Consider the following 18,435-nt stretch of genomic DNA (forward strand, 5'->3'; position numbering starts at 1 on the left):
AGATTCAGTTATTTGTTAAAAAGCCGTATCAGAGGTGGATCAATCGGGACAAGGTCATTTCCAATCTGATCCGCATTAATGAACTTTTCCTGAGCCTGTTTTGTTTGCGCCACGGTTCCTAGAGTGCACGGCATTGCAACCGTGGAAGCATTGAGCATGAGCACAACAACTGTCGGGCAAGCCTATAACTACAAGGTCGTGCGCCAATTCGTCGTGGCGACGGTGATCTGGGGCGTCGTGGGGATGGCGATGGGCGTATGGATCGCCTCGCAACTGGTGTGGCCGCAGATGAACCTGGATCTGCCGTGGACCACCTTCGGCCGTTTACGCCCGCTGCACACCAGCCTGGTGATATTCGGCTTTGCCGGCAGCGCGCAATTCGCGGCCAGTTACTACGCCGTACAGCGGACCTGCCAGGTACGGCTGTTCTCGGACACACTCGCCGCGTTCACCTTCTGGGGCTGGCAATCGGTGATTGTGATCATGTTGATCAGCCTGCCGCTGGGTTACACCACCACCAAGGAATACGCCGAAATCGAGTTCTCCGGCGCGGTGTGGATGACCGTGGTCTGGGTCGCTTACGCCATCGTGTTCTTCACCACGGTGGTGCAGCGCAAGACCAGACACATCTACGTCGGCAACTGGTTCTTCGGTGCGTTCATCGTAGTGATCGCAATGCTGCACGTGGTCAATCACCTGTCGATCCCGGTGGGCTGGTTCAAGTCCTATCCGGTGTATTCCGGGGCCACCGATGCCATGGTTCAGTGGTGGTACGGGCACAACGCCGTGGGTTTCTTCCTGACCACCGGTTTCCTCGGGATGATGTATTACTTCGTGCCCAAACAGGTGGGGCGTCCGGTGTATTCCTATCGCCTGTCCATCGTGCATTTCTGGGCGCTGATCACCCTGTACATCTGGGCCGGCCCGCACCACTTGCACTACACCGCACTGCCGGACTGGGCGCAGTCACTGGGCATGGCGATGTCGCTGATCCTGTTGGCGCCGAGCTGGGGCGGCATGATCAACGGCATGATGACGCTGTCGGGCGCCTGGCATAAGTTGCGCACCGATCCGATCCTGCGCTTTCTGGTGCTGTCCCTGGCGTTTTACGGCATGTCGACCTTCGAGGGGCCGATGATGGCGATCAAGACCGTCAATGCCCTGTCCCACTACACCGACTGGACCATCGGCCACGTGCACGCCGGCGCCCTCGGCTGGGTGGCGATGATCACCTTTGGCGCGACTTATCACATGGTGCCGAAAGTCTTCGGTCGCGAGCAGATGCACAGCACGCCGCTGATCAACCTGCATTTCTGGCTGGCGACCATTGGCACGGTGCTGTACATCGCCTCGATGTGGGTCAACGGCATCACCCAGGGCCTGATGTGGCGGGCAATCAACGACGACGGCACCCTCACCTACTCCTTCGTCGAAGCCTTGCAGGCCAGTCATCCCGGTTTTGTGGTGCGCTTTGCCGGTGGCGTGTTCTTCCTCAGCGGCATGTTGCTGATGGCGTACAACGTGTGGCGCACGGTACGGGTGGGCGACGTGGCCATGGCCGAACGGGAGGCGCAGATCGCCTGATGATCGAAATCGCACTGAATATTCTGGGGGTGGCGAGCCTGTGGCTGGGCGTCGAGTACTGCCTGAGAAGTCACTCGACGCAAAGCCTCAATGACGCCAGCCTGATGCCCTTCGCCGATGACCCGGAAGTGGCGCGGCGGGTGGAACAGGCGACAGGGAAGACGGTGAAGGCTGTCGCCCCGCAAGAACCGAAGCCAGGATGGGGCAACCTCGAACTCTGAGACAACAGCCAACCCCTGTGGGAGCGAGCTTGCTCCCACAGGGGGTTATGCATCGATGAGTGAATTCAGTTGCGCTCGCGGGGGATCAGGCTCTGCAACTGTTGCGCCAGAAAGTTCGCATCGAAGGCGAAGGTATCCGGGTCCTTCAGGCCATTGGTCTTGCGCCACTGCCAGCCGTCCGACGGCGGCAGGCAAACCAGGGAAACACTGCCGTAGCGTGCGGCGGTAAAGCCCATCACCGCCACTGAAATCTGCCCACCGACACCCATCACATCCGGAACGAACTCCACCGGCTTACCGGCAATCAGGATGCTCAGCTTTTCGGTATTGAAGGTGGAGGCTTCCACCGGAACACTCGGCCCCGAGGCGACATAGGCTTCGCGACTCACCTCCAGCAGATTCGGTGCCTTGACCGGCTCCAGCCACTGCTGGATCTGATCGAACAGCTCGCCAATGCGTTTGGCCCACTCGGCCGATTGCGTCTCGAACAGTTGCTTCTTGTGCGCTTCGCTGTCTGCGTAATGACGAAGCATCTCGCCCAGTTGCTGTACGTCGTCCATCGCGATGTTCCTTTGGTTGAAGCGGTGCTGCGGACCCTGAGCATGGCAGAAGCGCGCCGCTGGCGTGCGACTAAAAGCACGAGCGGCGCTGGCGTTTGCCCTGAACCGTTGATTCAACCGGCCTTAGATGGGCGACGCAGGCGCGCCATGCTCAAGGTATCGACGAATACCCCGTCACGCACCGCGTAATCGCGAAAGATCCCTTCGGTTTCAAAGCCGAATTTGCGATACAGGCCGATGGCAGCCTCGTTATCGGCATAGACGGACAGTTCGACCCGCCGCAGATTCATCCAGTCATCGGCAATATCCAGCGCCGCCGCCAACAGCTTGGTACCGACGCCCTTGCCTTGCCACGCCTGCGCGACCCCCATGCCGAAAGTCCCCGCATGGCCGCGACGGACACGTGAAAACTGCTCGAGGGTGATACTGCCGACAACGGCTCCCTGGTGCAGCGCCACTAATTGAACGATTCGTTCGTTGTCCGACGCCAGGCGCTTGCGCCAGGTCTCGCAGGACGGAAACGGCATTTGCAGCGTCTGCCGGGCGACCATGGGGTCATGGTAAAGCGCGGTGATGCCCTCGATGTGGGATTCGTTGAGGCGTTCGAGGGTGATGGCAGGGTCGATGTCGGGCATGGGTGACTCATCCTTGATACAGACATGGCTGCTCACTCTATATCGCAAACTTCCCGGCTGGCGAGCCCCCTGTGGGAGCGAGCTGGCTCGCTCCCACACTTGATTGGGCTCAACCTTCGAACCACTCCCGGCGCTCGTTGAACGTGCCGTTGATCAACTCGACGATCATCCGCACCTGTGCATCCGCCTCGGAGTGGCGATTCACCGCCAACCAGACCTGACGCTGCATCGGCAGGTCGAACAGCTCCGGCAAACCGATCAAGCCACGGTCGAAATGGCTCATGTAGCCGGGCAACAGGCCGATGCAGGCGCTGCAACGGATCATTTCCAGCATCAGTTCATAGGAATGCAACTGCACCACCCCGGCCAGGCGCTGGTCCACCAGATTGTTCCACGGGCGAAAACTGTCGACCTGCCGATCATGCTGCCATTGCACGAGCAGGAAATCGGCCAGGTCATCGAGGCTGTCCGGGCGCGAAGCGACCCTGGAGTAACGTTTGGCGATGTGCGGCAGGTAGTCGAGACGCGCCAGGCACCGGGGTTCGCTGATGGCAAAACTCGGCCCGGGTAGCGCTGAATCGGTGCCGGACAACCACAGCACCACATCGGCACTGACGGCCCGCAGGGACAGCTCGCTGTCGAGGCTGATGATGTCCAGGCGCACGCTGGCATTGCGCCGCAGCAAGGCCACCAGGTCGCGCCCGAGAATGTCATGCAGGATCGATTCGGCGACGGCCAGGCGCACCAGCGGCTGTTCGATCACCGGCCAGTCGCGCTCGTGGGCCAGTGCGATCAATTGTGAATGCAGTTGCAGCCCGTCACGACTGAGGGCGACGCCATTGTCCGAGAGGCTGAACAATGAGCACTGCAGCTGTGTTTCCAGTTCCGCCAATTGCTTGCGTAACCGGGTCGCCTTGATATTGAGGCTGCGCGCCGCCTGCATGAAACAGCCAGAACGCGCGGTGACGCTGAAACACTGGGCCAGCACCGGATCGACATCTGCCGCCAGTGTCCGCCAGGACACGCTTTTATCGAGGGGCGCGCCATACTCGGCAATGCGCCGACGGCTGCCGGTTTCCATGATTGGCATTGATGACTCCCTGTCCTTCTATCCGTGCGATCCATCCTGCGCACCTTTCATGAAAGCCGTATGACAACCCGATCAGGCACTGGGGCTTTGCCGGAAACTCACTGCCAGGCGATTCCAGCTATTGATGGTCGTGACGGCGATGGTCAGGTCGACCAGCTCAGCTTCACTGAATTGCGTCCGCGCCTGCTCGTAGACGTCGTCCGGCACGTGGCTTTCGGCAAGCAGGGTCACGGCCTCGGTCCAGGCCAGGGCTGCACGCTCGCGCGGGTTGAAGAAGTTGCTGTCGCGCCAGACCACAATCGAGTAAAGACGCCGGTCGGTCTCGCCAAGGCGCCGGGCATCCACCGAATGCATGTCGGTGCAGAACGCACAGCCATTGAGCTGTGAAGCGCGGATTTTGACCAGGTGCAGCAGCGCCGGTTCGATGCTCAAGCTGCTGGTCAAGGCCTCCATCGCGATCATGGCTTTCATCGCCTTGGGTGACGCGCTGTAGTAATCCAGGCGGGGGTTCATGACAGGCCTCGTGCAGCGAGAATGTGTAATTCACGGTATCCGTTGTTACCCCTGCGTTACAGGTCCAATTTGGCGAAAAAACCGTGGACCACCCGCCTCCAGACCAATGGACGGTTTTTACGCCACGCAACTTCTGCATCACCGGCGGATGGGGGTAATCTTGCGCGACGCACACGCGCCTCAATTGCCCCGGAGCTTCGCCGGTATGGAACTGCATGTTGTCATCAATGGCCGCAAGGACCTGGCAGGTCAGCTGTACAACCAACTGCGCAGCGCCATCGAGTCCGGGCGCCTGGCGGCGGGGACGCAGCTGCCACCCAGTCGCCTGCTGGCCGAGCAACTGGGCATTTCGCGCAAGACCATTTCCGACACCTACGCTCAACTGACCTACGAAAACTTCCTCACCGGGGTGATCGGCAAAGGCACCTACGTCAACGCCCGGGCTTCGAAAGTCGAGCGTAAACAGAGCCACTCGGAACTGGCCGGATGCGAGGTCATCGAATCCTGGCGCAACCTGCCGGTGTTTCTGCGCCACCCGACACTCGAAGGCTCGCTGCGCTACGACTTCATTGGTGGCGCCACCAGCAAGGGCCAGTTTCCCCAGGACGACTGGCGGCGCTGCACGTCCCACGCCTTGCGGCAGATCTCCGCGTCCAAAGGGTTCTACAGCCTGCCGGAAGGCCTGCCAGCGCTGCGCAATGCCATCGCCCGGCACATCGCGTTTTCTCGGGGGGTCAATTGCCAGGATGAAGACGTGGTGGTGTGCAACGGCGCCCAACAGGCCCTGGACCTGATTTCCCGGGTGCTGACCCGCCCGGGCAGCATCGTCGCCATGGAGGACCCCGGATACCCGCCGGCGCGTCTGTTGTTCGGCACCCACGGCGCCACGGTGATCGGCGTGCCGGTGGATGGCGAAGGCATTCAGGTGGACAAGATCCCCCTCGGCACCCGGCTGATATATGTGACCCCGTCGCACCAGTTCCCGCTGGGCATGCCCATGAGCCAGGAGCGGCGCGTGACGTTGCTGGCCAAGGCCCACGAGCTGGGCGCAATCATCATCGAGGACGACTACGACAGCGAATTCCGCTACGAGGGCCGGCCCACGGACTCGCTGCAAAGCATGGATGAACGCGGAATCGTCGCCTACGTCGGGACCTTCTCGAAAACGCTGCTGCCGGAGTTGCGGCTGGGTTATGCGATTCTGCCACCGGCGATTCTCGATGCGGTGGTACGCGCCAAGCAACTCACTGACCTTCACACCTCTACCCTGCCGCAATGGGCGCTGGCCAAGTTCATCGCCGAAGGCTGCCTGCTCAAGCACATTCGCCGTTGTCACAGCATCTACGCCGGTCGACGGGAACGGATACTGGCGCGCATCGCCGCAGACCTCTCGCCATGGCTCGAAGCGGTGCCGACCACGGCCGGTTTCCACATGGTGGTGTTGTGCAAAGTGCCTATCGATGTGCCCCTGGTGATCGAACTGGCGAAAAAAGTCGAAGTCGGGCTCTACCCCATCAACAGTTTTTTCTACCAGCAAGCGCCGCTGGACGGGCTTTTCCTCGGCTTTGGCGCCATTGATACCCTGGACATCGACACCGCTCTGGATCGCCTGCGCGACATCTTGCAGCAAGTCGCCTGAAGGATTGGTCTGCGACTTTATCAGGCGATTGGCTATTGGTGGTCCGGGGGTGCAGGCCTATCCTGCATAGGCGTTATCTCTCAATGAGCAGGATTCGTCCGGCCTGATTCAGGAGTGTGAGCAATGCCCAACCAAATGATCAATACCGTCAAGGTGAAAGCCGTCTCCGGCCGCTCGGACGAGCTGGGTAAGCAACTGCAAAAGATTGTCGAGACGCTGCGCGATCTACCGGGCTGCGAGTCCTATATGGTCGACCGTTGCCCCGACGACAGTAATCGCTGGACCGTCAGCTCCCATTGGCAATCCGAAGCGGCCATGCAATCGCATTTCAACAGCCCTCAAGTGCAGGGATTCATCGACCTGATCGATTGCCAACTGGCCAACGCCGTCGACTTCAACAGCTTTCCGATTCGTTAAGAACGCGATTAAAGATCGCAGCTTTCGGCAGTTTCTACAGGGCATGGGTACCTCTGTAGAAGAGGCCGGAGGCTGCGATCTTTTTTTGCCTGCAAACCTGACATTGGTCCCCTGGACTTCCCGAATATTGGCTGTTTGTTTGTTATGGGTGGCGAACTAGATTGGTCCCGGACAACTCACCCATTACAGGTAATGAACCATGAACGTTTTGCGCTTCTGTCCTGCCCCTTTTGTTGTCCTGGCCCTGGTCGTTTCCGCCTCGGCGTTCGCCCATGAAGCCGGTGGTCCTTCGGAAAAGGTCACGGTGTTGCAAGATCAAATGCTGCAAAACGCGCCTGGCAAAAAAGCCATGATGATCGAAGTCGACTACAAGCCAGGGCAATCCTCCATTGCACACAGACATGAGGGCACTGCCATGGCCTACGTGTTATCCGGGGCCGTCACTTCTCAGGTGAAGGGCGAAAAAGAGCGGACCTATAAGGCCGGTGAGTATTGGTACGAACCGGCCGGTTCCGAGCACTTGGTGTCGAAAAACGCCAGCAAAACGAAGCCTGCAAAGCTGTTGGTGTTCATGGTGCTCTCACCGGACGAGAAAGTGCTGATCCCGTTGGAAAACTGATGGCTGAAGGTACAGCCATAAACAAAAAGGCCCGAATCATTGATTTGGGCTTTTTTATATCTGCCGGCAATTAACCGAAAAGCTTTAAATCAAACAAAACTATTGCCCGGCGGATAACGACGGATATTGGCTACTTCAGGGCAGCCAAGCGGTTTAGTCTGGAACGACTGCCGCTTAAAACCGGCTATTCAACTTTCCGACTGATGTTGTTTCACTGGAGAAACACCATGAAACTCGCACTTGTCAGTACCTTGACAATGACCGTGCTAATAGCCGGCTGCTCCATACCCACCGCTCCTTCGGCGGTTTCTTCTCTGGACGGCATCTTCACGCAGCCGGTCGGACGCAGCAATGCCACGAGTATTCCCAACGCCCACAATGTTTCGCTGGGCATCGTCTACAGCCGCAACACCCAGGCCAACCGCGCCTACCTGCAGGATTACCAGGCCAACGCCGGTACCGGTTTCGGCCAGAGCCTGCTGGTGCAGCCGATTCACGATGCCTACGTCGCCACCTCCCAACCCGACCTGGCCGTGGACTGGGTCAAGGCCTCGTTGCAACGCCAGTTCGGCTCGGTCACGGTGTACCCGGACATGCAAAGCCTGAAGGCGGCCAAACCGGACGTGGTCGGCATCGTCGACAGCCGCAGCCAGTTGATGACATCGCGCAGCTCGGACATCGAGGCGAAGGTCAGTGTGGACTTCTACGACAAGAACCTGGGCTACATCGGTACGGCGCAAGGGCATGACGCCAAGGCGATGAGTCCAGTGTGGGCGGACTTCAAGCGCAGTGAAGAAATCGTCGCGGATATTAACGAACAGCAGAACGTGCAAGTAAGAGCGCTGCAGAAGTTTGACCAGTCGCTCAGCCATTTATTGACCAAGCCGACAAGTAACGTTTCGATGATCGACAAAGCCAAAGAGCAACAACTGTATTGAGACTGCGACAATCAATGCGAGCAAACCCCGACCTGGACAGGAAGGGTTTGCTCACAATTAATCAATGTCATGACTTTTAAATAGCGATACCTTCAGTTCCGCGCAACAGCGCCAACAACCATCTTTTACAGACAAGGACGTCTTCATGACTAAAGACCAGGAAAGATCCTTCATCGCCCGCATCACTTGCGATGGAATCAACATGACATTTTTTGACAAGATATTGAGCGCGGGTCATTTCGAATCCAGCAGAGGCAGATCTCCAATACCTCCAAATGTAGTGACTACCGTCGAAGCCTATGACCCTGCCAGTCGAACAATGCGCCGCGTAGGCGGCAGGAAATCTACAGCCATGGTCGTCCACTTCAAGTGTTATGACGACTACTACAACCTGCAGATTCTCAGCGAGGACTACTATCAGAAATATTTCAGCAAGGGCGGACAAGGCGTGCTGGGTGCCTATCCGGCCGCCGGCAGTGCTACCACCTCCTTCAATTTACTGAACAGCAATCATCAAATCATCACTCTGGATGATTTGAGCAGCTCCCAAGCGACCCTTCACCTGAAAGCGCGTAACGCCGGAATCATCAAAAAAGAAATCTGGCGCGACCCGGCGTACAGCACTTGTTTCACCGATAAATCCGGAGACATCGCCACGTTCAAGCTGGATATTCTGGAAAGGCACGTCTCTACACCCGAACGCTCTAGCCCCTACACCTGAGTGATCGATCCCTGGGCCGACGTGTTGTCCGCCCTGAAATAAAAAAGCCCCGCATCTCTCGATGCGGGGCTTTTTCATTCAACGCCTGATCAGGCCGCCGGTTCCAGCTCGGCGACCGCAGCGGCAGGAACTGCCGATTGACCGCTCAATGCCAGGTCCAGCAGTTCGCGGTTAGCCACCGCGTACATGGCGTAGTCAGTGCCGCTGGCGGCACGGATTTCCACCAGCATGGCGCGCCAGCGCTCGATCATGCCCTCGTTCTGCTGCATCCACAGCTCCAGACGTGTTTCCACGTCCAGGGTGCCGTCACCCAGCTGCAGGACCGAGATGGTGATCGCACGTTGCTGCCAGTCGACGTCATCGCGGAACGCTTCACGGGCCAGGGCCTGCCAGTTGTTTTCAACCGGCAGAGCGCTGATCTGTTGCAGGTACCAGGTGATGTCCAGCGCACTGCCCACGGCGAAGTAGGCCTTGGCCACCTCGGCCGGATCCTGGCCAGTCACGTCGGAAGCCTCGATGATCGGCAGCAGGGTGTACAGGTGCGAAGTACCAGCCACCATACGCGCCAGCAACTCCGGCACACCGGCTTCGACATACGCCTGATAACGGGTTTGCCAGGTTTCGCGGATCTCGCCACTGAGCAACTCGTCCAGCTTGAGACCCAACTCCTTCAGGTGCGGACCGAAGTGTGCGACGTCACGGGCAGCGTTCTGTTCGTTGCGTCGGGCGCGCAGGAACCAGCGTGTGGCGCGACGGCCCAGGCGCATCAGCTCGTCCATCAGCTCCAGTTGCACGTCGGCGGAGACCTGGTAGTCCAGGGCTTCGATCTGACGGAACCAGTGCGGGAGGTGGAAAATATCGCGCACGATCACATAAGCGCCCGCCACGTTCGCCGGGCTCATGCCGGTCGACTCTTTGAGTCGCTGAACGAAGGTGATGCCCATGTGGTTGACCAGGTCGTTGGCGATCTGGGTGCTGACGATTTCGCGCTTGAGGCGGTGACGGCGCATGGCTTCGGAGAACTTGCTCACCAGAGTCGGCGGGAAAGCGGTTTCCATGTCGCGGGTCAGGTAGTCGTCGTCCGGCACCAGGGAGCCCAGCAACTGCTCCTTGAGGTCGATCTTGCTGTAGGAAATCAGTACCGACAGCTCGGCACGGGTCAGGCCATGGCCTGCCGCGATGCGTTCGTTGAGCTGGTCTTCCGACGGCAGGAACTCGATGGCGCGATCGAGTTTGCCGCGACCTTCCAGATCGTTCATCAGACGCTTGTACTCGGCAATCCGCGGCAAGGCGCGACGGGCCGCCAGGGACAAGGCCTGGGTCTGCTTGTAGTTGTTGCCCAGCACCAGACCACCGACTTCGTCGGTCATGCTCGCCAGCAACTGATTACGTTGCTTGTCGGTCATGTCGCCGGCCTGAACCACTTCGTTCAGCAGGATCTTGATGTTCACTTCGTGGTCGGAGCAGTCCACGCCACCGGCGTTGTCGATGAAGTCGGTGTTGGAGCCGCCGCCATTGAGGCCGAATTCCACACGACCCAGTTGGGTCATGCCGAGGTTACCGCCCTCGCCCACCACTTTGCAGCGCAGTTCGTTGCCGTTCACGCGCAGCGCATCGTTGGCCTTGTCGCCGACATCGGCGTGGCTTTCGCTGCTGGCTTTGACGTACGTACCGATACCGCCGTTCCACAACAGGTCCACCGGTGCCTTGAGCAAGGCATTGAGCAGTTCGGTCGGGGTCAGCTTGTCAGCCTGGATGTCGAAGCGTTCCTGCATCTGCGGGGAAATCGCGATGCTTTTCGCGCTGCGCGAGAAGATCCCGCCGCCTTCGGACATGATGCTGGTGTCGTAATCCGACCAGGCCGAACGCGGCAGGTCGAACAGGCGCTGACGCTCGACGAAGCTGGTGGCCGGATTCGGATTCGGGTCGATGAAGATGTGCAGGTGGTTGAACGCAGCGACCAGTTGCAGCTTGTCGGACATCAACAAGCCGTTACCGAATACGTCACCGGCCATGTCGCCGACACCGACCACGGTGATGCTGTCTTTCTGGACGTTGATGCCGCGCTCGCGGAAGTGGCGTTGTACGCCAACCCACGCGCCCTTGGCGGTGATGCCCATTTTCTTGTGGTCGTAACCGGCCGAACCACCGGACGCAAACGCGTCGCCCAGCCAGAAGCCGTAGTCGATGGCGATGCCGTTGGCGATGTCGGAGAAGGTTGCAGTGCCCTTGTCTGCTGCCACGACCAGGTACGGGTCATCGTCGTCATGACGCACGACGTTGGCCGGCGGCACCAGAGCGCCGTCTTTCAGGTTGTCGGTGATGTCCAACAGGCCCGAAATGAAGATGCGGTAGCAGGCGATACCCTCGGCCGCGATCTCGTCACGGCTGCCGCCCAGTGGCAGGCGACGCGGCAGGAAGCCACCCTTCGCACCCACCGGCACGATCACCGAGTTCTTCACTTGCTGGGCTTTTACCAGGCCCAGGACTTCGGTGCGGAAGTCTTCTTCACGGTCGGACCAGCGCAGGCCACCGCGAGCGACGTTGCCGAAGCGCAGGTGCACGCCTTCGACGCGCGGCGAGTAAACGAAGATTTCGAACTTCGGTACCGGCTTTGGCAGCTCTGGAATCAGGTGCGGGTTGAACTTGAAGCTGAAGTAGGACTTGTTATGACCGTTGGCGTCGGTCTGGTAGAAGTTGGTGCGCAGGGTCGCCTTGATCAGGTCCAGGTAGCGACGCAGGATGCGGTCTTCGTTCAACACCTGGACGTCGTCCAGTGCGCTCAGGATCGCTTGTTCCAGACGTTGCTGCTTGTCTTCCAGATCATCGCTGGTGAGCTTGCGCGCCAGGTAGAAACGGGTCTTGAACAACCGGGTCAGCTCGCGAGCGATGTCAGTGTGGTTGTTCAGGGTGCTGGCGATGTAGCCCAGATCGAAGCCCAGGCGGATCTGCTTCAGGTAACGGGCGTAGGCACGCAGCAGCGCTACGTCACGCCATGGCAGGCCGGCGGTCAGCACCAGACGGTTGAACGCATCGTTCTCGGCATCGCCGCGCACGATGTGGACGAACGCGTCCTGCAAGGTGTCATTGAGTTGCTGGATGTCCAGTTCCAGGCCTTCAGCGGCGGTGAACGCGAAGTCGTGAATCCAGAACTCGCGGCCATTGGTGTGACGCAGGCGATACGGGAACTCACCCAGCACGCGCAGACCGAGGTTTTCCAGGATCGGCAGCACGTCGGACAGCGCCAGCGGAGTATCGGCGTGGTACAGCTTGCAATGCAGCTCACGCTGGCCGGAGACCTGGCCCAGCGGCTGATAGAAGCTCATCACCAGCGGATTTTTTTCGCTCAGGCTCAGCAGGTGTTGCATGTCGACCACAGCCGAATGGGCTGCGAAACGCTCGCGGTAACCGGCCGGGAAACCTTTCGGGAAGTCGGCCAGCACATTGGTGCCATGGGCTTCGCCGAAGCTTTCGACCACCAGGCTGGCGTAGTCGTCCTGCCAGCTGCGGCAGGCCTGCACCACTTCTTTTTCCAGCAACAGCGGGTCGATGTCGATGCGGTTTTTCGGGTCGACGCGCAGGATCAGTTGCACGCGGGCCAGCACGGACTCGGAGAAGAAGGTCCAGAACTCGCAATCGGAGGCTTTCAGGCGATCCATCAGCACTTGCTGGATCTTCTGGCGCACTTCGGTGGAGTAGATATCACGCGGCACGTAGGCCAGGCAGTAGCAGAAGCGGCCGTACGGGTCTTTGCGCAGGAACACGCGAATCTTGTTGCGTTCCTGGATCTGCACGATCGACATCACGGTGCTGAACAGCTCGTCCACCGGGGTCTGGAACAGATCGTCGCGCGGCAGCACTTCAACCACCTGCGCCAGTTCCTTGCCCAGGTGAGCCTTGGCCTGGAAGCCGGAGCGGCGTTCGATTTCCTCGACCTTGCGACGGATGTACGGGATGACCCGCACGCTCTCGCCATACACCGACGAGGTGTACAGGCCCATGAAGCGGCATTCCTTGATGACGTTGCCGTTGGCGTCGATTTCACGGATCGACACGTAATCCGGGTAAGCCGGACGGTGTACACGGCTCGGGTGCGCGGCCTTGGCGAACGACAACAGGGTCGGTTCGCGCAGGTAGTTCACCGCGTAGTCCTCGATGCGCAGGTCATCGTAGGTCAGGCCGGTACGCAGCAATTTGGTCAGGCCGAGGAAGGAATTCTGGTCATAGACGATGTGACCGCCATCGGCCTCATCGCGCACCACGAACTCTTCATAGCCCAGGAACGTGAAGTGGTTGCCCACCAGCCATTCCAGAAAGCTCTTGATCTCGGCCTTTTCACCGGCGTCGACCGCGAACTGGCTGTTGTCCAGGCCAGTGAGGATTTCCTGGACCTTGGCTTTCATCGGTTCGAAGTCGGCCACCGCGACGCGCACTTCATCGAGCACTTGCTCCAGCTCTTTGGCCAGTACGTTCAATTCGGCGGTGTTGGCGCAACGGTCGATTTCCAGGTACATCAACGACTCTTGCAGGATGCCGTCGCCCTGGGTGCCTTTCGGCAGGATTTCCAGCAACTCGCCCTTGCTGCCGCGACGCACGCTCAGCACGGTGGTTTGCAGGGTATGGATGCTGTAGCCGCGACGGTTCAGCTCGGTACGCACCGAGTCCACCAGGAACGGCAGGTCATGGTGCAGCACTTCGACCGCGGTGTGGGTCGACTGCCAGCCATGACGCTCGTAATCGGGGTTGTAGACGCGCACTTGCGGTTGCGCGTGATCGAAGCGCTCAAGCAGGCGCCACGCAGAAAGGGTACAGCCAGCGAGGTCGGACAACCGACGCTGGGTCAGTTCATCCAGGGAAATGATGCCGAAGAATTGTTCAGCAAACAGCGCCACTTGTGGCAGTGCCTGTTCACTGATGTGCTGCGCCAGTGCCGCTTGCAGTTGGTGCTGGAAGTCGGCTTTGCTGGCTGCGGTGAAGAACGCCATCTGTGGTACTCCGCTTGGGCTTGTTATTGATGGAAGCGTCGCGTGCAAAACCCCTGTTCGGGGCAACCCGTCACCCTGTTCCTGATTCTCGGGCAGAGGAAACAGGACGACAGGTGGGTGAAGCTGGACGAGACACTCAGGTCACATTCACCTTCCATGAATGGGCATCTGCAAAAACGACTGGACTGCGTGCAGCGCAATGCCTTTACAGGTGCTCATCCGTTGCGCAGCTTAACGAGTGCGGCAAGGCCCGTGCTTGCGGTGCTGCGACATATTCGGTCAACGGTACGCTGCTTGCGCCATGTGCAACGATCAACACTAGCAGCCGAGCGGGAAATCGGGGAAATTCCTGCCGGATCGGCCGGCCATTCACCCGAAAACACGTGCTGGAGACCGTTGCGTTTTCGAGCGGATCAGAAAAAGACGACACCCATGATTACGGGGCAAATCATGGACGCCGACAGGATCGCCGTAGTAACTACGACCAGATCAGTCAATCAAGTCTTCAATGGCTCGAAATTTACTCACGGTAGCGCAGTCGTAACACATCATTTGCAGCGTCATCTTGTCCATGCTCGCGTCGATATTGGCCGAGTCGCACTCACGACAAAACAGCTGCAGATGCCCTGCCAGATCACTGCCGAAGAGGGCCCCGGAAAAAAACTGCGGCACCAATTCATCGCGCCAATAGATTCCGGGTGACTTCGAAAAGCCAGCACCGCTGTCCTTGAGTACCACGTCATATAGCAAGCGATGCAAGGCCGACTGCGGCACCCGCGAATCGCGATAGGCTGTCTTGCGCCAATTCCTCGCCAGCGCATCCTGCGCCGTACCCAGCATGTTGCCCGGAATGGTGTTTGCTGCATGGTTTCTGCCCTTGGAGTTGCCGGTCGCATAAAAATGCGCGGCATTTTTCACGGCCAGGCGCGCAAAGTAGTAGAGATGACTTACCGAGAAGTCCTGCAAAAGCTGGCCAACGACGGTTTCGGCACGCCCTTGGGCACTGAACACAAAATTCACCTCATTGGTCAGCACCTGGATGTACTGGATCGACTCATCCCGCGCCAGACTGAACATCAACGCATAAAGCTCGCTTTTCCAGGCGGGCTGCACGGCCCCGGACAGCTCCTGATAAAGCGCCAGGTACAGCGCGTCGCGAGTGCACTGTACGTCGGGCTCCAGGGCAACGTTTGGCAGCCAGCGTACTGCGGAAAAATCGTTGATCAGGCATCCGGATGCCCGGTCGAACGCCTTAATATCCGAACCCAGATCGACCAATAATGCGCCGCATTCGTAGAGCTTTTTCACCCACTCTTCGCTGGATTCTTCGCTGGGCGCCAAATATTCGCTTCTTGTACTGGAATCGAGTGGGGCGATGCGTTCCGAACCAGCGGCGCCGCCATCGTCCAGCAAGGCAAGCAGGACCAGTTTCTGAACGAAGCTCAGCGACGCATACGGCACTGGCGGACTCGTTACTCCATAACGCTTCTCCAGCTCACCCCGGTCGCGCAACGCTTGGGCCGCGACTTCTTGCTGGCGCACTTTGTAACACTCGATGCAATTACAGAGCCTTTGCCGACCATAGTTGCCCGGCGCGAAGTGATAGTGCTCGCAACGCACGCATTTGAAGGGCTTACGGATTGAGACAGGAGTACCCCTGGCATGCCGACGCACCCACATGGGAAGGTCGCAGTAAGGGCATGCCAGGTCCTTGCTGATGATGGGTGGCAATACCTTCAACAGACTGCGGACATTCGCCGAAATGTTGTATTCGACTGCCAGTTCCGCAGTTTTTTCGCCGTTCAGATAACGCTGGTAGAGCTCCTCGACCTGCTCTTCGGACAAATGTTTGATCTCATCTGCCCACTCAAAATAACGACTCATTCAAAGGTCCTTTTTTTCATGGCTGACTACGCAATCCAACGCGTTCGAGCTGCAAAAACTAAGGCAAATAAATCAGACAGGACAAGCAAAAATGCCGTGTATGCGGGTTATTTTTCCCTTGTATAAATACCCTACAGCCCCATCGGATTTTTCATGTAGCAAGATGCGACACATCCGAAAGACAGGTCTTTCATCATTCATAGAACCATCCTTGAAGGCAGCCTGAAATTCATCTATCCAATAATACAAAGCGCACTATTTTGCGACCCAGCCCACGCGAGGGCAGCACAAAGACTCGACGGCTGGCAAAATGAGCTTTTGTAGCCCTCAAACGCTCGCCGAGCCAGGAATCCCCCATGCAAATGACCACCCCCCTCTTGATCGTCAACCCGTGCGATGAAGAAGAAGACAACATGGCCATGCTCTGCTGCCACAGCGACAAGGGCGAAATGTTCCTGATGAGTCGCTACCCGGACGAGGACGAGCTGGAGATCACGCTCGATGGCGAGCCTTCGACCCTGGACGGGGTGAAAGTCACTCTGAGCCCTACCCTGCTGAAGATCGAAATCGCGGCGGCGGATGCTGATGCGCTCAATGGCGATGATGTGCTGGAGATCACTCATGGCACCGATGCGAGCGAGCTGGCGGAAGTTGAGGAAACCTTGCAGAACATTCTCAAGGGGACCGGGACTTACATCAGCCAACTCTGAAATTTCAGTGTCTGAGCGACCGCCATCGCAGGCAAGCCCCGCTCCTTCAATACCGATGGCGTGCGCAAACATTGCGTCCCTGTAGGAGCGAGGCTGCCCGCGAAGGCGTCCAAAAGAACATCGTCAATTCAAGCCCCACAAATCTCCAACGATTTCCCCGACGGATCGCCTGCGATACACATCATCCGGAAATAAGCCTTTCCCTTTCGACTTCCCTCTTGTAAACGACTCCAGCCGTTTTTTGTCCGACTGCGCTAGCAACACCCAATTCTGAAGCAAAAAAAACCATCACCTCTCCAAATCTTTAAACATCGCAAACTACTGGAATAACGGGAAAAATACGCAAATTTTAACAGACTCTAAAATTCGCCGAGATCCATCCCACTTCAATGTAGGAACAAGCCCACATTCACATGGGAAGTTTCGCGACACCGAACAATTGAACCTCAAAAGCCTGACTGCTATTAATAAGTCACTTGCGAATAAATCTCGCAAGCGCAGCACCTACCTCCTAGTGCTGCTCCATAAAAAAGGAGTTAACATCATGGGTAAAAAACGCACTGAGATAACCCCTTGGGATGAACTTCCCCAGGCATTGATCACATCAAGTGGCCTCTTGGCAAATGAAGTAAACTTCTTTGCCTCGCTGACTAACTGATTCGCACAAATCACATCTGCAGCAAATGCCGAAAGGGCCCTTTCGGCATTCAGACCCCCGATGAGGCACTTATGTCAGAGCGTGAAACCGACCCCGTCACGGCTTTAAAAAAAATCCAAAGAATAATTGAATCCTTAAATCTAAATGCCGTCACTCAACATATTGATTGCAACGCACTTGTAGCCACAGCAAAACTTTTTGATAAAAGCCGAAATCTAATAGAGTCCGGCGCAGGAAAAGGTCCAGATTCGCTGATTGGAGCTCTTGCTGAAAGCATCGAACACCTCAGCATTTTCCAGTTCAACGCTGATGATTCGAGTGTTCAGTCCTGTGGATTTATCGCTTCTCAAAAAGCAGCAGAAAACGATGGTCTTTTCACTAGCCTGCCAAATGCATCGGAGCTCATAAAATCTTTTAAACTCACAACACTCGATCAAAGTAAAGAGCTCTTCGTTCCGAAAATTCTTCTATGCCCGAGGATGGAGAGTGCCAATTTTAGTGGTGAAAATACAGGCATGCGCTTCCTGTCTCGTTACTCCTCTAACTCAGGGACTGCTTTTGGCTGCACCAAAGCTGAAGCATTACTTCACGGAATCAATGAAATCATCGAAAGGCACATCCTGTCCTGCTTCTTCATGGCGGTTTGTTCGATTGGTCCGAGCATGAAATTATATAACCCCTCTAAGCCTTTACTCGTCAAAGCGCTGCAGAACAACGACTACGCCCTTGCGCTAGCAGATAAACTACAGATCATAGTCATAAAAGATGTGATGGATGTTTATTTCTCCGTTGCACTACCGAAATCCGGCCCCGGCCATCACCATTTGTCACCCATCGGCTCAGGTTGTTCATTGGACTTATGCACCGCAATCCAAAGAGCAGCGACGGAACAATTTCAAGTCAGTGAACTGTATGACGATGTGCAAGAAGCGACTGATCGAGCAACACTTTCATTTCTAGCAAGCTCGGAAAAACTAAAACCTCTTATAGATTTCGAAGCTGTAAGCACGTTGAAACTTCCAACTCTCGACTCCCCAATAGTGGATTTCGTAAAAGACGTTCCAGCTCAACTCAACTCATTAGAAAATAACCTTTTACGTACCGGCAAAGTGCCTTACCACAGAGTAGCTTCCCGATACTCCGACGATGGTATCGTCTGCCAATCTTATATTCCTGGACTTGAACGTTTTAACCTGATCAGAAATGGTTGTCATGTTGTTCCCCAGCGATTCCTGCGCCAAACGGCGAAAACAGCTTAATT

General features: G+C 57.5%; 15 protein-coding genes. 9 read left to right on the top strand and 6 right to left on the bottom strand.

Annotated features, from left to right (window positions below; genetic code table 11):
- Positions 1 to 156: 156 nt before the first annotated feature.
- Positions 157 to 1,584, top strand: a complete 1,428-nt coding sequence (ccoN, locus tag ACX3YF_RS25615; protein ID WP_130206237.1) for a cytochrome-c oxidase, cbb3-type subunit I — start codon at positions 157 to 159, stop codon at positions 1,582 to 1,584.
- Entirely contained in the window at positions 1,584 to 1,805 is a 222-nt protein-coding gene (locus tag ACX3YF_RS25620; RefSeq protein ID WP_458945390.1) for a cbb3-type cytochrome c oxidase subunit 3, read from the top strand. Before ccoN ends, ACX3YF_RS25620 begins: the two co-directional genes overlap by 1 nt.
- Positions 1,806 to 1,870: 65 nt before the next feature.
- On the opposite strand, the gene ACX3YF_RS25625 is transcribed toward ACX3YF_RS25620, so the two are convergent.
- From ACX3YF_RS25625 to ACX3YF_RS25640, 4 genes are all read right to left on the bottom strand, one after another.
- Positions 1,871 to 2,365 (bottom strand): hypothetical protein, encoded by a 495-nt coding sequence (locus ACX3YF_RS25625; protein WP_130206241.1) that lies wholly within the window; start codon positions 2,363 to 2,365, stop codon positions 1,871 to 1,873.
- Positions 2,366 to 2,478: 113 nt separating this feature from the next.
- Positions 2,479 to 3,000 carry a GNAT family N-acetyltransferase gene (locus ACX3YF_RS25630; RefSeq protein WP_458974533.1) on the bottom strand — a complete coding sequence of 174 codons (522 nt, stop codon included), beginning with the start codon at positions 2,998 to 3,000 and terminating at the stop codon, positions 2,479 to 2,481.
- A 109-nt stretch (positions 3,001 to 3,109) separates the two neighbouring features.
- On the bottom strand, positions 3,110 to 4,090 hold the full coding sequence (locus tag ACX3YF_RS25635; protein ID WP_458974534.1) for a LysR substrate-binding domain-containing protein: 981 nt from the start codon (positions 4,088 to 4,090) through the stop codon (positions 3,110 to 3,112).
- A gap of 72 nt (positions 4,091 to 4,162) precedes the next feature.
- Positions 4,163 to 4,603 carry a carboxymuconolactone decarboxylase family protein gene (locus ACX3YF_RS25640; protein ID WP_103406658.1) on the bottom strand — a complete coding sequence of 147 codons (441 nt, stop codon included), beginning with the start codon at positions 4,601 to 4,603 and terminating at the stop codon, positions 4,163 to 4,165.
- Between the two features lie 205 nt (positions 4,604 to 4,808).
- On the opposite strand from ACX3YF_RS25640, the gene pdxR reads away from it, so the two are divergent.
- The 5 genes from pdxR to ACX3YF_RS25665 all read left to right on the top strand — a co-directional run bounded on the left by pdxR (position 4,809) and on the right by ACX3YF_RS25665 (position 8,937).
- Positions 4,809 to 6,242: a MocR-like pyridoxine biosynthesis transcription factor PdxR gene (gene pdxR / locus ACX3YF_RS25645; protein ID WP_458974535.1), complete on the top strand. Its 1,434-nt coding sequence runs from the start codon at positions 4,809 to 4,811 to the stop codon at positions 6,240 to 6,242.
- 123 nt (positions 6,243 to 6,365) lie between these two features.
- The gene (locus tag ACX3YF_RS25650; protein WP_103406660.1) at positions 6,366 to 6,659 is read left to right on the top strand and encodes an antibiotic biosynthesis monooxygenase family protein; all 294 of its coding nucleotides are present in this window, start codon (positions 6,366 to 6,368) and stop codon (positions 6,657 to 6,659) included.
- Positions 6,660 to 6,858: 199 nt separating this feature from the next.
- Positions 6,859 to 7,278: a cupin domain-containing protein gene (locus ACX3YF_RS25655; RefSeq protein WP_458974536.1), complete on the top strand. Its 420-nt coding sequence runs from the start codon at positions 6,859 to 6,861 to the stop codon at positions 7,276 to 7,278.
- Positions 7,279 to 7,505: 227 nt separating this feature from the next.
- Entirely contained in the window at positions 7,506 to 8,216 is a 711-nt protein-coding gene (locus tag ACX3YF_RS25660) for an ATPase (RefSeq protein WP_458974537.1), read from the top strand.
- 145 nt (positions 8,217 to 8,361) lie between these two features.
- Positions 8,362 to 8,937 (top strand): hypothetical protein, encoded by a 576-nt coding sequence (locus ACX3YF_RS25665; protein ID WP_448647781.1) that lies wholly within the window; start codon positions 8,362 to 8,364, stop codon positions 8,935 to 8,937.
- 89 nt (positions 8,938 to 9,026) lie between these two features.
- Here the strand turns inward: ACX3YF_RS25665 and ACX3YF_RS25670 are convergent, their stop codons facing one another.
- Positions 9,027 to 13,922 (bottom strand): NAD-glutamate dehydrogenase, encoded by a 4,896-nt coding sequence (locus ACX3YF_RS25670; RefSeq protein WP_448647780.1) that lies wholly within the window; start codon positions 13,920 to 13,922, stop codon positions 9,027 to 9,029.
- A 489-nt stretch (positions 13,923 to 14,411) separates the two neighbouring features.
- On the bottom strand, positions 14,412 to 15,806 hold the full coding sequence (locus ACX3YF_RS25675) for a hypothetical protein (RefSeq protein WP_458945393.1): 1,395 nt from the start codon (positions 15,804 to 15,806) through the stop codon (positions 14,412 to 14,414).
- A 356-nt stretch (positions 15,807 to 16,162) separates the two neighbouring features.
- On the opposite strand from ACX3YF_RS25675, the gene ACX3YF_RS25680 reads away from it, so the two are divergent.
- Positions 16,163 to 16,516, top strand: coding sequence for a hypothetical protein (locus ACX3YF_RS25680; protein WP_458945394.1), 354 nt, complete (start codon positions 16,163 to 16,165; stop codon positions 16,514 to 16,516).
- Positions 16,517 to 17,245: 729 nt separating this feature from the next.
- A complete protein-coding gene (locus ACX3YF_RS25685) occupies positions 17,246 to 18,433 on the top strand; it encodes a YcaO-like family protein (protein WP_458974538.1) in 1,188 nt (395 codons plus the stop codon).
- Positions 18,434 to 18,435 lie beyond the last annotated feature (2 nt).

Source organism: Pseudomonas fluorescens group sp. PF-69 (assembly GCF_054481235.1).

Bases quoted from the DNA above. Each gene is read 5' to 3' on its own strand.
- ACX3YF_RS25680 (WP_458945394.1), top strand. From the start codon at position 16,163: ATGCAAATGACCACCCCCCTCTTGATCGTCAACCCGTGCGATGAAGAA.
- ACX3YF_RS25655 (WP_458974536.1), top strand. From the start codon at position 6,859: ATGAACGTTTTGCGCTTCTGTCCTGCCCCTTTTGTTGTCCTGGCCCTG.
- ACX3YF_RS25650 (WP_103406660.1), top strand. From the start codon at position 6,366: ATGCCCAACCAAATGATCAATACCGTCAAGGTGAAAGCCGTCTCCGGC.
- ccoN (WP_130206237.1), top strand. From the start codon at position 157: ATGAGCACAACAACTGTCGGGCAAGCCTATAACTACAAGGTCGTGCGC.
- ACX3YF_RS25640 (WP_103406658.1), bottom strand. From the start codon at position 4,603: ATGAACCCCCGCCTGGATTACTACAGCGCGTCACCCAAGGCGATGAAA.
- ACX3YF_RS25685 (WP_458974538.1), top strand. From the start codon at position 17,246: ATGTCAGAGCGTGAAACCGACCCCGTCACGGCTTTAAAAAAAATCCAA.
- ACX3YF_RS25670 (WP_448647780.1), bottom strand. From the start codon at position 13,922: ATGGCGTTCTTCACCGCAGCCAGCAAAGCCGACTTCCAGCACCAACTG.
- ACX3YF_RS25665 (WP_448647781.1), top strand. From the start codon at position 8,362: ATGACTAAAGACCAGGAAAGATCCTTCATCGCCCGCATCACTTGCGAT.
- ACX3YF_RS25625 (WP_130206241.1), bottom strand. From the start codon at position 2,365: ATGGACGACGTACAGCAACTGGGCGAGATGCTTCGTCATTACGCAGAC.
- ACX3YF_RS25620 (WP_458945390.1), top strand. From the start codon at position 1,584: ATGATCGAAATCGCACTGAATATTCTGGGGGTGGCGAGCCTGTGGCTG.
- ACX3YF_RS25660 (WP_458974537.1), top strand. From the start codon at position 7,506: ATGAAACTCGCACTTGTCAGTACCTTGACAATGACCGTGCTAATAGCC.
- ACX3YF_RS25635 (WP_458974534.1), bottom strand. From the start codon at position 4,090: ATGCCAATCATGGAAACCGGCAGCCGTCGGCGCATTGCCGAGTATGGC.
- ACX3YF_RS25630 (WP_458974533.1), bottom strand. From the start codon at position 3,000: ATGCCCGACATCGACCCTGCCATCACCCTCGAACGCCTCAACGAATCC.
- pdxR (WP_458974535.1), top strand. From the start codon at position 4,809: ATGGAACTGCATGTTGTCATCAATGGCCGCAAGGACCTGGCAGGTCAG.
- ACX3YF_RS25675 (WP_458945393.1), bottom strand. From the start codon at position 15,806: ATGAGTCGTTATTTTGAGTGGGCAGATGAGATCAAACATTTGTCCGAA.